Source organism: Paraglaciecola sp., from assembly GCF_039943935.1.
In the GTDB taxonomy this organism is placed as follows: Bacteria; Pseudomonadota; Gammaproteobacteria; order Enterobacterales; family Alteromonadaceae; genus Paraglaciecola.
The window spans coordinates 55,322-69,336 of the sequence record NZ_JBDUZQ010000022.1; the positions used below are offsets into that span (position 1 = coordinate 55,322).

At 39.1% G+C, this 14,015-nt stretch carries 13 protein-coding genes; 1 reads left to right on the forward strand and 12 read right to left on the reverse strand.

What is annotated here, in order from left to right:
- The first annotated feature begins 205 nt into the window (after positions 1-205).
- On the forward strand, positions 206-1,372 hold the full coding sequence (locus ABJD71_RS14235; protein ID WP_348170660.1) for a GNAT family N-acetyltransferase: 1,167 nt from the start codon (positions 206-208) through the stop codon (positions 1,370-1,372).
- 3 nt (positions 1,373-1,375) lie between these two features.
- On the opposite strand, the gene ABJD71_RS14240 is transcribed toward ABJD71_RS14235, so the two are convergent.
- The 12 genes from ABJD71_RS14240 to cheY all read right to left on the reverse strand — a co-directional run bounded on the left by ABJD71_RS14240 (position 1,376) and on the right by cheY (position 13,997).
- Complete coding sequence (locus ABJD71_RS14240; RefSeq protein ID WP_348170663.1) at positions 1,376-1,966, reverse strand: DUF938 domain-containing protein; 591 nt, start codon at positions 1,964-1,966, stop codon at positions 1,376-1,378.
- Positions 1,966-4,614 carry a methionine synthase gene (gene metH / locus ABJD71_RS14245; protein WP_348170666.1) on the reverse strand — a complete coding sequence of 883 codons (2,649 nt, stop codon included), beginning with the start codon at positions 4,612-4,614 and terminating at the stop codon, positions 1,966-1,968. The genes ABJD71_RS14240 and metH overlap by 1 nt, the downstream gene beginning before the upstream one ends.
- Before the next feature lie 9 nt (positions 4,615-4,623).
- The gene (locus tag ABJD71_RS14250) at positions 4,624-5,682 is read right to left on the reverse strand and encodes a homocysteine S-methyltransferase family protein (protein WP_348170669.1); all 1,059 of its coding nucleotides are present in this window, start codon (positions 5,680-5,682) and stop codon (positions 4,624-4,626) included.
- Positions 5,683-5,715: 33 nt separating this feature from the next.
- Positions 5,716-6,639: a homoserine O-succinyltransferase gene (metA, locus tag ABJD71_RS14255; protein WP_348170673.1), complete on the reverse strand. Its 924-nt coding sequence runs from the start codon at positions 6,637-6,639 to the stop codon at positions 5,716-5,718.
- A gap of 266 nt (positions 6,640-6,905) precedes the next feature.
- Positions 6,906-7,307 carry a DUF2802 domain-containing protein gene (locus ABJD71_RS14260; RefSeq protein WP_348170676.1) on the reverse strand — a complete coding sequence of 134 codons (402 nt, stop codon included), beginning with the start codon at positions 7,305-7,307 and terminating at the stop codon, positions 6,906-6,908.
- Between the two features lie 83 nt (positions 7,308-7,390).
- Positions 7,391-7,885: a chemotaxis protein CheW gene (locus tag ABJD71_RS14265; RefSeq protein ID WP_348170679.1), complete on the reverse strand. Its 495-nt coding sequence runs from the start codon at positions 7,883-7,885 to the stop codon at positions 7,391-7,393.
- The gene (locus tag ABJD71_RS14270) at positions 7,878-8,624 is read right to left on the reverse strand and encodes a chemotaxis protein CheW (protein WP_348170682.1); all 747 of its coding nucleotides are present in this window, start codon (positions 8,622-8,624) and stop codon (positions 7,878-7,880) included. Before ABJD71_RS14270 ends, ABJD71_RS14265 begins: the two co-directional genes overlap by 8 nt.
- Positions 8,621-9,400 carry a ParA family protein gene (locus ABJD71_RS14275; protein WP_348170685.1) on the reverse strand — a complete coding sequence of 260 codons (780 nt, stop codon included), beginning with the start codon at positions 9,398-9,400 and terminating at the stop codon, positions 8,621-8,623. The genes ABJD71_RS14270 and ABJD71_RS14275 overlap by 4 nt, the downstream gene beginning before the upstream one ends.
- A gap of 98 nt (positions 9,401-9,498) precedes the next feature.
- Positions 9,499-10,608, reverse strand: a complete 1,110-nt coding sequence (locus ABJD71_RS14280) for a chemotaxis response regulator protein-glutamate methylesterase (protein WP_348170688.1) — start codon at positions 10,606-10,608, stop codon at positions 9,499-9,501.
- 70 nt (positions 10,609-10,678) lie between these two features.
- Positions 10,679-12,802 carry a chemotaxis protein CheA gene (locus ABJD71_RS14285; RefSeq protein WP_348170691.1) on the reverse strand — a complete coding sequence of 708 codons (2,124 nt, stop codon included), beginning with the start codon at positions 12,800-12,802 and terminating at the stop codon, positions 10,679-10,681.
- A gap of 13 nt (positions 12,803-12,815) precedes the next feature.
- A complete protein-coding gene (locus ABJD71_RS14290) occupies positions 12,816-13,580 on the reverse strand; it encodes a protein phosphatase CheZ (RefSeq protein ID WP_348170694.1) in 765 nt (254 codons plus the stop codon).
- A 33-nt stretch (positions 13,581-13,613) separates the two neighbouring features.
- Positions 13,614-13,997, reverse strand: coding sequence for a chemotaxis response regulator CheY (gene cheY / locus ABJD71_RS14295; protein WP_133469257.1), 384 nt, complete (start codon positions 13,995-13,997; stop codon positions 13,614-13,616).
- Positions 13,998-14,015: the final 18 nt, after the last annotated feature.

Here is a 14,015-nt window from a genome sequence, read left to right on the forward strand (position 1 = left end):
GACTATCACTTGACATTAAGTCTGCACTAGGTTTATTTAACCATTCACTACAAAGTTTTAACCATAATTGCTAAGTTACATTTTTAAGCAGCTCATGTGCCCTTTGCATAAGCCTTGTAAATGAATTCGTTTAAATTTTAGTGATTTTCTTGTCTTTCTCTGTCATATTCAGGTTAAAATATCACTCAGGAAGCTTTGAAAGATTTTGTCATCCAATAACACTTTATTTACATTCAAGTTTTTCTCCTCCATTGAAAATATTGGCCAATCTACTTGGGATGCGTTTGCAGTTCATCATAGTCCTTTTTGCCATTACAAGTTTTTACATAGTCTTGAAGCAACTGGATGTGTAGGAGGACAAACAGGATGGCACCCGCAACATATCGTGGTTTATCAAAATTTGCAGCCAGTGGGTATACTTCCACTGTATAAGAAAACCCATAGTTATGGAGAATATGTCTTTGATTTTGCTTGGGCAAATACCTACCGTGAATACGGTGTTAACTACTACCCTAAGTTAGTATCAGCCATACCTTACACTCCTGTGACTGGAGCCCGGTTAATGACGGCCCTGAATATAGATAAAGCAGCCTTATTAAATGCATTATGCAACACCATTCAAAAACAGCTAGAAAACTTATCTATGTCTTCCATGCATTGGTTGTTCGTTGATAAAGCCACTAGCGAGCACTTAAGCCAACATGATCAACTGATGCGCCTTTCAATACAATTTCAGTGGTTTAATAAGGCTTACACATCTTTCGAAGATTACTTAACCACATTTAATTCTAGAAAGCGTAAAAGTGTTAAAAAAGAACGCCTAAAAGTCTCCGAACAGGAAGTTACGATAAAGCGCCTCTACAACAAGCAGTTAAATCAAGAGGACATGACGTTTTTCTATCACTGTTACAAACAAACCTACTTAAAGCGAAGTGGTCATGAAGGTTATTTATCAGCAAAATTTTTCGAAAAGCTATTTATCGAAATGCCCAATAATTTAATGTTAGTCGTGGCCAACAGAGCAGGCACTCCGGTCGCTAGCGCCTTATTTGTATACGATAAAAATCAACTTTGTGGCAGGTATTGGGGAGCTTTAGAGGAAATATCTAGTCTGCATTTTGAGTGTTGCTATTACCAAGGCATAGAGTTTTGTATTGAGAAAAAAATTGAAATGTTCAACCCCGGAACCCAAGGCGAACACAAAATTCTCAGAGGGTTCGAACCTATTTACTGCTACTCTAATCATCATTTAGCTGAATTAGCATTTCATGATGCAGTAGCTAAATTTATCGATTCGGAATCTAAAAGCTTAGAGCAATATAAATCCCAAGCTGAAGAGCTACTACCGTTTAAAAAACAAGAAAAAAAGTAAGGCTTATTTACGCCAAACTAAGATAAAGTTATTGGCTGGCATTTCGACTTTTTCTTCCAGAGTCATACCATTTGCCCAGACCACTAATTCCTCAATCGATCTAATACCACCACAGCCTTCGGCTTCTAAATGTTCATCAAAACTCTGGTTTGACTCACTAGTGTACTGCCCGTTAATATTAAATGGCCCGTATTGACAAAATATACCGCCGTCAGATAAGTTTTGAGCCACCACCTGCATCATTAACTTAGCTTCTGAAGGTTGCATAATATGAGTAGTATTCGCAGTAAAGACTGCATCAAACTCACCTTGTGGCCAATCACTTTTGCCAAGAGTAAACTCAACAGGAGCAGATATATTATTGGCTGAACTTTCAGCTAACCAAGCGAGTATTCCCTTGTGATTATGTTTCATATCACTCGTTTGCCACTTTAAATGGCTAAGCTGTTTACCCAAATATACCGCATGCTGCCCGGTTCCAGAGCCTATTTCTAACAAATTAGAGCTGTCTTTTAAAACCAGCTCTAATACATTAAGAATAACTTGCTTGTTATTTTCACAAGACTGACTGAATGGCTTATCTATTGATGTCATTATAAATTTGGTCCTAACCATTTTTCGGCTTCTAGTTTGTCCCAGCTCTTACGAGCAGCGTAATCAAGCAATTGGTCTTCCTGAATTTTAGCCACTGCAAAGTATCTACATTCTGGATGAGAAAAATAAAATCCAGAAACAGCGGCTCCAGGCCACATTGCATAACTCTCAGTAAGTTTCATCCCCGTATTCTTCTCGACATCGAGCAAATCCCATATTAGTTGCTTTTCTGTATGTTCTGGACAAGCAGCATAGCCTGGAGCAGGTCTGATACCTTGGTATTTTTCTCGAATAAGCTCTTCATTAGAAAGTACTTCATCTGGTACATATCCCCAAATTTCTTTACGTACTTTTTCATGCAAATATTCTGCAAACGCCTCAGCAAAACGATCAGCTAATGCTTTGACCATTATAGAATTGTAGTCATCACCGTCATTTTCATACGCTTTTGCTAATTCGTCCTCCCATGTACCTGACGTCACCGCAAATGCGCCAAGATAATCTGCTTTTCCTGATATTTTGGGTGCAACAAAGTCACTTAAACAATTATTGGGACCTTTAGGCTTTTCTGTCTGTTGTCGTAAATGGTGAGCAATATAGGCAACTTGTTCACGACTTTCATTGTGATAAATCTCGATATCATCTTGTACTCGATTCGCAGGAAAGAGCCCCATTACACCCGACGCTTTTAGCTTAGGGTTATCACATAGTATCTTTAGCATTGCTTGAGCGTCATCAAAAAGGTTTTGAGCCTCTTTACCAACCACTTCATCTTGTAGAATGCGCGGATATTTGCCAGCCAATGACCAAGTTAAGAAAAATGGCGTCCAATCAATGTAATCAACTAGTTCAGCTAGCCCTAATGAGACTGAGGTCACCCCTAACTTATTCGGTACAGGTGGTTCATAGCTTTGCCAATCGAATTGGAAACCATTAGCACGAGCTTGTTCTAACGTTATAGGTTTTGTCCGTGGCTGTTTCCTAGCATGTTGCACCCGAACCTTCTCGTAGTCTGCAGATAACTCTTGCGCATAAGCCGCTCGGTTTTCAGGTGTGATGAGTTTTTGACAAACACCTACTGCGCGACTTGCGTTGGGCACATAAACAACGGGATGCTGATAATTTTGCTCAATTTTTACTGCCGTATGTGCTTTTGATGTTGTGGCCCCTCCAATTAATAAGGGCAAATCAAAGTCTAAACGCTGCATTTCTTTTGCAACATGTACCATCTCATCTAAAGAAGGCGTAATAAGCCCAGATAGACCAATCATGTCTACATTTTCTTCTTTTGCAACTTGTAGCAATTTTGCACAAGGAACCATGACACCTAAGTCTATAATTTCAAAGTTATTACATTGTAAAACTACGCCCACAATATTTTTACCGATATCATGAACATCCCCTTTTACGGTCGCAAGTAGGATTTTACCGTTGCTACTTCCTTGGTCTTTTTCAAGTTCGATAAACGGGTTCAAATAGGCTACCGCTTTCTTCATTACTCGAGCTGATTTAACCACCTGAGGTAAAAACATTTTTCCCTCACCAAACAAATCCCCTACTACGTTCATTCCATCCATTAGTGGACCTTCAATAACATGTAGTGGTTTGTCTGCCTCTAAACGGGCGTCTTCTGTATCTTCTTCTATGAAATCCATGATCCCACGGATTAAAGCATGCTCTAGACGTTTATTTACCGGTAATTGACGCCACTCTAAATTATCTTTTACCTGAACCTTTCCACCACCTTGATATTTTGGAGCAAGCTCTAAAAGATTATCTGTTGCCTGATCATGACGATTTAAAATAACGTCTTCTACTGCTTCCTTTAACTCTGCGGGAATTTGGTCATAAACCTCTAACTGCCCAGCATTGACAATACCCATATCCATACCAGCTTTAATTGCATGGAATAGAAACACTGAATGCATGGCTTCTCGAACGGGGTTATTACCACGAAATGAAAATGACACATTTGATAACCCTCCAGAGATATGAGCATGAGGCAAATGTTGCCTAATTCTTCGGGTGGCATTTATAAAATCGACAGCATAGTTATTGTGTTCATCTATGCCCGTTGCTACAGCAAATATATTTGGATCAAATATAATATCTTGTGGAGGAAAACCGATTTTTTCAATTAGTAATTTATAACTACGCTCACAAATTTCAAACTTACGGTCTTCTGTATCTGCTTGCCCTACTTCATCAAAAGCCATGACGACAGTTGCAGCACCATATCGCTTAAGCAATTTAGCTTGATGGAGGAAATTTTCCTCTCCCTCTTTTAGACTAATAGAGTTAACAATTGCCTTACCTTGCACACATTTCAAACCAGCTTCAATGACTGACCACTTAGAAGAGTCAATCATAATAGGTACCCTCGAGATATCGGGTTCAGATGCGATTAAATTTAGAAACCTAGTCATTGCAGCTTCTGAGTCCAACATGGCTTCATCCATGTTTATATCAATAATCTGTGCGCCATTCTCTACTTGCTGTCTTGCAACATCTAACGCTTTCTCATAATCGTCTTCAAGAATCAAACGTTTGAACATTGCCGAGCCGGTGACATTTGTTCGCTCACCAACATTGACAAAATTAGCCGATGCCTGAGAAGGTTGTTCAACTTCTACTTCATTTTTACTCATCACAACCGCCTACAATACAAAAGGTTCTAAACCAGACAAACGCATCTTAATCTCTCGCTGGACAATTTTTCTAGGTGCATATTTTTTAACAACATCTGCTATAGCTTTTATGTGACTAGGCGTGCTACCACAGCATCCACCTACAATATTCAGTAACCCAGAAGCGGCCCACTCTTCAATGTGCTCAGCCATTTCCTCAGCTTCCATATCGTATTCACCAAATTCATTAGGAAGCCCAGCATTGGGGTGAGCCGTAACAAAGCACTCAGCAATTTGAGACACTTCATCTACATACTGGCGCAACAAATCAGGCCCTAACGCACAATTTAAACCAAAAGAAAATGGGGCAACATGATTCATTGAGTAGTAAAATGCTTCAGCCGTTTGCCCTGATAAGGTTCTTCCAGAAGCATCAGTAATGGTCCCAGATATCATAACAGGCAAGGTCATGTCTAACTCATCAAACACAGTTTGCACAGCAAATACAGCGGCTTTAGCATTTAAGGTATCAAAAATAGTTTCTATCATAATAAGATCAGCACCACCTTCTATTAATCCATGAGTGGCTTCCACATAGATTTCAACTAGCTCATCAAAAGTGACATTCCGTTTCCCAGGATCATTTACATCCGGAGAAATAGAAGCAGTGCGACTAGTTGGCCCTAACACACCCGCCACAAACCTGGGTTTGTCTGGCGTTTTAGCAGTGAATTTGTCCGCTGCTTTTCTTGCTAATTTAGTAGCTTCTATATTAATTTCTTTAGCTAATGCTTGCATATGATAATCAGCCATTGAAATTGCAGTAGCGTTGAAGGTATTAGTTTCAATAATATCTGCACCGGCTTCAAAATAAGCGCAATGAATGTCATAGATTAATTTAGGCTGAGTCAGTACCAATAGGTCATTATTACCTTTTACATCAGACTTCCAGTCAGCAAAGCGCTCGCCTCGATAGTCAACCTCTTCCAGTTTATGTTCTTGGATCATAGTACCCATAGCACCATCGAGTATTAATATTCTTTGCTGTGCAGCGTCTATCAATTGCTGCTGTGGTATTCGGTGACTCAAAGTTAACCCTCTCTTTACGCTATTAGCAATTTTCTATTTTTCAGATAGTTTTGCTAAATCATACGGTGTATTTTGATAAACATAGTAGTTTAACCAATTGGTAAACAGTAAACTGCCGTGTGCTCGCCAACTTAAAATAGGCTCTTTACTAGGATCATCATCTGTAAAGTAGTTTACAGGGATTTGCACATCACTATTAGTTGATAAATCTCTTTGGTATTCTTGCTTTATAGAGTCCTGATCGTATTCAGGGTGCCCTGTCACAAAAACTAACCTTTTATCCTCAGAAGCGACTATGTAGGCACCTCCTTCTTTTGAGCTGGCAAGTACATTCAATTCTGGTACAGAGTTGTAATCTTCTAAGCTTATTTCGCCATAACGTGACTGAGGAGCATTAAAAGCATGATCAAACCCTCTTAATAATTCTTCATGATCGCTTTGTACAAAATGGCGATAAACCCCACTTAACTTTTGCTCGCGTATGCAACGGTTAATGCCAAAATAGTGAAAAATAGCTGCATGAGCAGCCCAACATGAAAACAAAGTTGACTGAACGTTACGACGAGCCCAATCCATAATTACTGTCATTTTATTCCAATATTTCACATCACTATATGCTAAGTGAGCTAAAGGTGCGCCTGTTACAATTAAGCCATCATATTTTTTATGTGAAATAGCATCAAACTCAACATAAAAACTATCCATGTGAGCCGCAGGTGTATTTTTAGGTGCTTGATTATCAATACGAATTAAATCGATATTTACTTGTAATGGTGTATTGGAAAGTAAGCGTAGAAACTGCTCTTCTGTTTCTAATTTGTTGGGCATTAGGTTTAGAATGCCTACTTCCATAGGTCTTATATCTTGCCGAGCAGCGCGCTGAGTATCCATCACAAAGATATTCTCTTTATTTAGAACATTCTGTGCGGGTAAATTACCTGGAATTCTAATAGGCATAATGGCTCCACTGCCAACAATATTGACATTCGATCTTGCCAAATCTCATACAAAAGTCAACATCTTTACGTCTAGACGTCTAAATGAAAAAATATAGCCAATAGTAAATCGTACTTGAGTCAGGCTAAAACCAAGGTGGTAGTTACACACCGATAGTTCTTCAACTATCTGAAGCATTGGTGGGGTATATTTAGTAAATTGGGATAATTTATCAGTAAAACATGAAAAGCAAACTAATTTTTGACCGTTGATATCAGGGGGAATAACTACTTCTTGTGCAAATTGAATAGAAGCTCAGCTTCAGCAGTTGGCATTTCACATTCTTGTATAATATCTGACAAACTTGCACCGTCAGTAATTAATTTAGCCGCTTTATTATAAAAGCGGCTTTGAGGATCTTGCTCTGAAAGTAGTTGATGCGCAGATTGTAAAGCAATCACTTCTTCGGAAAGCTCTTTAACTCGTTTACTTATTCCAAAACTTCCGCTGCGAACCTCATGAATATCTTCCTTTAAAGTATTGAATTTAACTGATAGATCCATCCATTTTTCTTCATGGAGTTGAATGCTCTTTAGTAGATGTCTATTTTGCTTATAAATTGCAAAACTTACGCCCAAACAAACAACAATACCCAAAGATAAAATGCTCAATATAAGTGAAAAACTCATAAACTTCTCTGTGTAGTAACCTAATCCTAACTACAAACTTAACACCTACAATTCTTCTAACATAGCTGCACAATTGTATGGGACTATATATTAGTAATTTCGTTCCACTCTTCATCGTTTAGTAATTTATCCAAATCAACGAGGATTAATAGTTGGCCATCTCGATTGCTAACGCCTTGAATAAATTTAGCACTTTCTTCTGTACCTACATTAGGAGCACTGTCTATTTCAGAAGCTCTCAGGTAAACGACTTCAGCAACGCTATCAACTAAAATACCTACTACCTGGTCATCGGACTCAATAATCACTATACGTGTATTGTCTGTCATTTCTGAAGGTGGTAAACCAAAACGTGATCGAGTATCAATAACCGTAACTACGTTCCCCCTTAGATTAATGATACCTAACACATATTCTGGAGCACCAGGAACTGGTGCTATTTCCGTGTAACGCAGCACCTCTTGTACCTGCATTACATTAATGCCGTAAGTTTCTTCACCTAACTTATAAGTCACCCACTGCAAAACTTCATCACCATTAGCGGCTACGGTATTGCTTGCACTTCTTTCGTCACTCATTCAAATTGCTCCGGCCTGAATCAGGCAAATCGTTACTGCTTAAGCCTTGGTCTAACATACTAACTAACTGTTTAACATTTACCAAAGCACACATTTTCTTTTTAACCATACCAGATACCCATGGACGGCTACCTGTTAAGCTACGCCATTTCACATCATCTGGTGACAAAGTTACATTGTTGACTACACTTTCACAGCTTAGTCCCCAATTACTCTCCCTTAATACTATAAGATATTGATATTTTGTAGATCTTGCCACTTTTTCTACAACATTTTCTGGCAATAACCACTTAATAGTATTCACTACATTATATTTTTCATCTCTCAGCAACATCACACCTTCAAACCATGAAGGCTTTCCAAAAAGCTGATTAACACTCTCAAACTGGTGTATACCTCCCAATTCAGTCAAAGGCACAGCTAAAGTCATACCAGCTACTTCAAAAATCAATACTTGAAAATTTTCAGTTGGTAAAAACTGCACAATCTCATCAACAGGTTTCACACCAGCTGTTATATTCTTTTCGACCTGTTGTTTAACAACTTTAGCAACAACAGGCTGTGAATCTATAAATTTTTCTTTAGAGACTCTAATTGGCTCACTTGTTGGAGTCGGTATAGCTTTTAATAGCTGTTCTACAGCTTGAGTCTGCGATACTTCTAATGACGGCGCCTCAGTCAAGAGCGCAGACATATAATCATCCATCACCTTTCCTTGAGCAAAGGGGCTAGTACTCATTTTTCATTTTCCAATTTCTCTAAATAAGTTAGAAGCTTAGTGTAAGCATATACTCCCCTAGACTTAGGGCAATATACAGAAGGCGGACTCTGAGCCTCACTAGCATCTCTAAACTTAGTATCTATAGGAATCAAGCCAATCCATACCTTATTTTTATACTTGCGAGTTAAAGTACTATAGGAACCAGTCGCTGCTTTCACTCGCTTATCATACATTGTAGGCACAATTGTATAAACAAACCGCTTTGATAATGACTTTTGCATAACGTCCATTGAATGCATCATTCTCTCTAAACCTTTCAAAGCTAAAAACTCGGTTTGAACAGGTACAATAACTCTATCACAAGCAGCTAAGGCATTAATCATCAAAACCCCTAACACGGGAGGACAGTCCACAATCGCATAATCAAACTCTTCAGAAACCAAATCTAAAGCTTGACGTAAAATCAATCCCATACCACTTTGAGCGCCGAGCTTTCTATCTAACGTTGCCAAAGCCATAGTTGCAGGCAGAATAAAAAGTGAATCAAGTTTGGTTGAACTCAAACAATCTAAAACATTGTCCTTAGTTAGAGCTTGGTCAGCAGTGAATACATTATACAAACTCGATGAAAGCTGTTCCGACTCAACACCAAAATAATAACTTAAAGAAGCTTGAGGATCTGTATCTACTAACAGAACCTTTTTGCCAGATTGTGCGAGCAAACCACCCAGAGTAACAGTTGTAGTGGTTTTACCTACTCCACCTTTTTGATTAGCAACAGTCCAAATAATCAAGTTTATGCCTTAAACCAAAAACTAAGTAAAAGCGTAAACTTGGTATCAAATTGGGTAATTTCATTCATTTCTAAAAACAAAAACATGCACCTTCAACGTTACGTTAGCATCTCGGTTTTAATGCGTCCTGCCATTTGTTCGATGTCATAATTATGCTCAGCTATTTTTGCTACCGTCACTGCTTGAGGCATACCATAAACGACACAGCTTTGCTCGTCTTGAGCCCATATAGTTGCGCCTTTGTTCTTCAGTTTAGAGCATCCTTCCCTGCCATCAGATCCCATGCCAGTCAAAATTACGGCTAAAACATCACCGGAATAAACGTCACATATAGACTCAAAAGTCATATCAACACTTGGTTTATAAACATACTCTGGAAATTTCTCTCCTTCAGAAATAACTAATCTAGCTAAATTAGCTCGACCTTGCACAGTCATTTGCTTGCCACCAGGAGCAATATAGCAAACTCCTGGTTGCAACCTATCTCCTTCCTCCCCCTCCTTGACTTGTACCTTGCATATATCATTCAAACGCTTAGCAAATGCTTTGGTGAACGTACCAGGCATATGTTGTACGACTAAGATAGGGGTCTTAAAGTTGACTGGTAACGCCGTCAGTATTTTTTGAAGAGCAACAGGCCCGCCCGTTGAAGCCCCAATAGCCAAGCACTCATATTTGTTAGTGGTCTGACTAGAATATTTAAGGTTACTTTGGCTATTTTTTGTGACTAGTTTAGGTGGTGGCCGGCTTAGAAGAAACTCACTATTTGCAGGTCTAGAAATACTAGAACTAGACTTCAAGCCCCCTCTTTCTTTGCGGCAAAGAGCTTTTACACGGGTCTGCAGTAATTGTACGGCTTCTTGACGATTTAAAGCAATATCTTCAAATTTTTTAGGAAGAAAATCTAATGCGCCAGCATCTAAGGCATCTAATGTAGCCTTAGCGCCTTCACTTGTTAATGATGAAAACATAATAATTGGCACAGGAGTCACCGCCATTATGTTTTTTACCGCTGAAATACCATCTAATACTGGCATTTCAACATCCATAGTTACCACATCAGGCTTTAACCGCTTGACCTCAGCCAAAGCTTCAAGTCCATCCTTTGCTTCACCAACTACTTCAAGTTCGTTATCTTGCTCAAGTATCTGAGTGATTCTACGACGGAAAAATGTTGAATCGTCAACAATTAGAATCCTATAAGCCATTCTAGCATATCACCTTATTTACATTTCTAGCTTACATTTGTTTTCCAAAGTCATGCTTGGTTCTCTTAAACTAAGACTTCTTAGCTGCATACCTTTTAAGTAAACCTGGAACATCTAAAATAAGTGCAATTCCACCATCACTGGTAATAGTTGCCCCAGCCATTCCCGGAGTACCTTGTAGCAATTCATCTAATGGCTTAATCACCACTTCTTCCTGCCCGATAAGAGCGTCTACAACAAATCCAAGCTGTTGCGTTCCAATTTGCACTACTACAACATGCCCTTTAGATTTATCAGTAGTTACTTCACCTTTACTTAACCATTCTCCCAAATAAAACAAAGAAATGGCCTTAGAACGAACAATCATTGTCAACTGCCCATCTACAGTATTGGTTTTCTCAACATCCATATTAATAATTTCATTTACAGATCCCAAAGGCAAAGCAAACGTCTGGCCGCCAATGACTATCATCAAAGTAGGTAGAATGGCTAATGTCAAAGGCACTTTAATCTCTAACCTCGTACCCTCACCCATTTTTGAATCTATGCTTACAGTACCGTTTAGCTGATTAATTTTGGTTTTTACAACGTCCATGCCAACACCTCGGCCGGACACCTCAGAAATTTCTGTTTTAGTCGAAAATCCTGGTGCAAAAATTAAATTAAAAGCTTCAACATCAGTCATTCTAGCAGCAGCATCTGCGTCTAAAACGCCTCGAGAGATAGCTATTTCTTTAAGTTTATCTGGATCCATACCTTTACCATCATCATCGATAGTCAAAAGGATATGGTCTCCTTCTTGAGAAGCTGATAATTTAACAGTTCCCAAACTAGGTTTGCCGGCGGCTTTTCGCTCATCAGGCATTTCAATACCATGATCAACAGAGTTTCGTACTAAATGCACTAATGGGTCAGCCAATGCTTCAACTAAGTTTTTATCTAAATCCGTTTCTTCACCTTCCAACTCTAAGGTAATTTCTTTTTTCAATGTCCTAGCAAGATCGCGAACAACTCGAGGAAATCTCCCAAACACCTTTTTAATTGGCTGCATTCGGGTTTTCATCACAGCACCTTGCAAGTCACCTGTTACAACATCAAGATTGGCAATCGCTTTTGACATACTCTCATCGTTGGCGTTAACACCTAAACTTAAAAGGCGGTTTCTAACCAAAACCAATTCGCCAACCATATTCATAATTTGATCTAGTCGTTTAGTATCAACACGAACAGTCGTCTCACCTTGAACAGGAGCAGCAGGCTTCTTTTCTTCTTTTTTAGCTACAGGTTTACTTGCAACTTTAGCTGGCGATTTTGCAACACTAGGTTTGGCAGCGGCGGCTTTAGCGGGGGGCTTTCCTTTTACGACTTTGTCTTCAGGCTTTGGCTGCTCTTTATCATCAACAGGTCCATTGCCTTTACCATGTAATTCATCTAGTAATGCTTCAAACTCATCATCGGTAATATCATCACCTGAAGGAGCAGGAGCAGGATTTTTATCAGATGATACTTCTTTGGCTTTTTCTTCTGCTTTAAATTGCCCTTTACCATGTAACTGGTCTAACAAAGCTTCAAATTCATCATCACTTATATCTTCATCATTACCCGTTGCAGTAACTTCAGACGGAGAGTCTTCTTTCGACGAAGGTGCACCACTTCCATGTAACTCATCTAACAGTGACTCGAACTCATCTTCACTAAAATCATTAGAATCAGGTGATACAGCACTAGTGTCAGAGGCCTCTTCAGGAATTTGCTCTATTACTTCCTCAGTAACCTCTTCAACGGAAACTACCTCATCCTCAGATTCTGGTTGACTTAACCTTGTCAGCGTTTCAATAAGAGCTTGGTCAGCAGCAACCAGAGGCTCTCCAGCTTTAACATTATCAAACATCACGACCACAGAATCTGTGGCTTGCAAAATAACATCCATCAATTCAGGAGTAAGCGTACGTTGACCATTTCGCATAATGTCAAAAACATTTTCTGCGCCATGACATATCTCTACTAACTCAGTTAGAGATAAGAATCCAGCTCCACCTTTAACGGTATGATAGCCCCTGAATATCGCGTTGAGTAAATCAGCATCTTCTGGGTTGTTCTCCAAGTCAACTAACTGCTCTTGCAGTTGCTCTAAGATTTCCCCAGCTTCCACTAAAAAATCTTGTAATATTTCCTCATCAACATCAAACGCCATATTTTCAGTACCCCTAAAACCCTAGACTCGAAAGTAAATCATCAACGTCATCTTGATTAGACGCCACATCTTCCCTACTGTCTGCGTCCAAGATTGGACCTTCAGCCTTTACCTTATCGGCCTCATTATCAGATTTGTTAGACTTTTCATTTAGTTGATCAATTTCCTTTAATTCAAGACCTCCGAACATAGTCAATATATCAACCAAACTGTCTTCAACTTCTTTGACCAATTCAATTACTCTACGGATCACCTGTCCTGTTAAATCTTGATAACCTTGAGCCATCAAAACTTCAGTCAAAAACCCAGTGAGATTATTAGTACCATCCACACCGTTTACCAAAAAGTCATCTAAACGTTTGACTAGTTCATTAAACTCACCCAATTTAAGCTCTCTTGCCATTAGCTTCTTCCAATCGGGTTGTAAGTTTAAAAAACCTTCATTTAGATCTGTAGCAACGCTCATACAAGAATCAACTAAATCCATGGTTTTGTTAGCAGCTTCTTCAGTTGCTTCCATGACATAAGTTAACCTGCTCTGCGCATCTGGGATGCTTTCGTTTGCCAAATCTGCAATACGCGGATTGAGCTGAAAGTTATTTAACGAGTCATGTAATTGTCTTGTAAGTTTTCCTACTCCAGCAAATAATTCGCCAGAGTTATGTTTTCCGGCATTATCAAGAAACTCATGAGCCTCTTGATTATCGCCACTCTCAATCAAGCTTACCAATTTCTTAGCATCTTCTAAGGAAATTGGTGGTGAACTTTGGGTATTCATACAGTCTCTCCTCGGGCTCAGGGAAGCCTGAATTTAACCTAGACGTTCAAAAATTTTCGCCAATTTCTCTTTCAAAGTGGCTGCGGTAAAAGGCTTAATGACGTAACCATTAACTCCTGCTTGTGCTGCAGCAACAATTTGTTCTTTTTTAGCTTCAGCAGTTACCATCAAAACGGGAATGTGTTTTAACTTATCATCAGCTCTGATAGCTCTAAGTAAATCAATGCCTTGCATACCAGGCATATTCCAATCCGTCACAACAAAATCAAACGCAGCTTGTTGAAGCATGGGCAACGCTGTACTGCCGTCATCCGCTTCTTGTATGTTTGTAAAACCAAGATCTTTAAGTAAATTCTTGATAATGCGACGCATTGTCGAAAAATCATCAACAACAAGAATCTTCATGTTCTTATCCAAAAACCACCTCCGGTGAGA

Bases quoted from the DNA above. Each gene is read 5' to 3' on its own strand.
- ABJD71_RS14270 (WP_348170682.1), bottom strand. From the start codon at position 8,624: ATGAGTACTAGCCCCTTTGCTCAAGGAAAGGTGATGGATGATTATATG.
- ABJD71_RS14260 (WP_348170676.1), bottom strand. From the start codon at position 7,307: ATGAGTTTTTCACTTATATTGAGCATTTTATCTTTGGGTATTGTTGTT.
- ABJD71_RS14280 (WP_348170688.1), bottom strand. From the start codon at position 10,608: ATGGCTTATAGGATTCTAATTGTTGACGATTCAACATTTTTCCGTCGT.
- ABJD71_RS14285 (WP_348170691.1), bottom strand. From the start codon at position 12,802: ATGGCGTTTGATGTTGATGAGGAAATATTACAAGATTTTTTAGTGGAA.
- ABJD71_RS14265 (WP_348170679.1), bottom strand. From the start codon at position 7,885: ATGAGTGACGAAAGAAGTGCAAGCAATACCGTAGCCGCTAATGGTGAT.
- metA (WP_348170673.1), bottom strand. From the start codon at position 6,639: ATGCCTATTAGAATTCCAGGTAATTTACCCGCACAGAATGTTCTAAAT.
- ABJD71_RS14240 (WP_348170663.1), bottom strand. From the start codon at position 1,966: ATGACATCAATAGATAAGCCATTCAGTCAGTCTTGTGAAAATAACAAG.
- ABJD71_RS14290 (WP_348170694.1), bottom strand. From the start codon at position 13,580: ATGAATACCCAAAGTTCACCACCAATTTCCTTAGAAGATGCTAAGAAA.
- metH (WP_348170666.1), bottom strand. From the start codon at position 4,614: ATGAGTAAAAATGAAGTAGAAGTTGAACAACCTTCTCAGGCATCGGCT.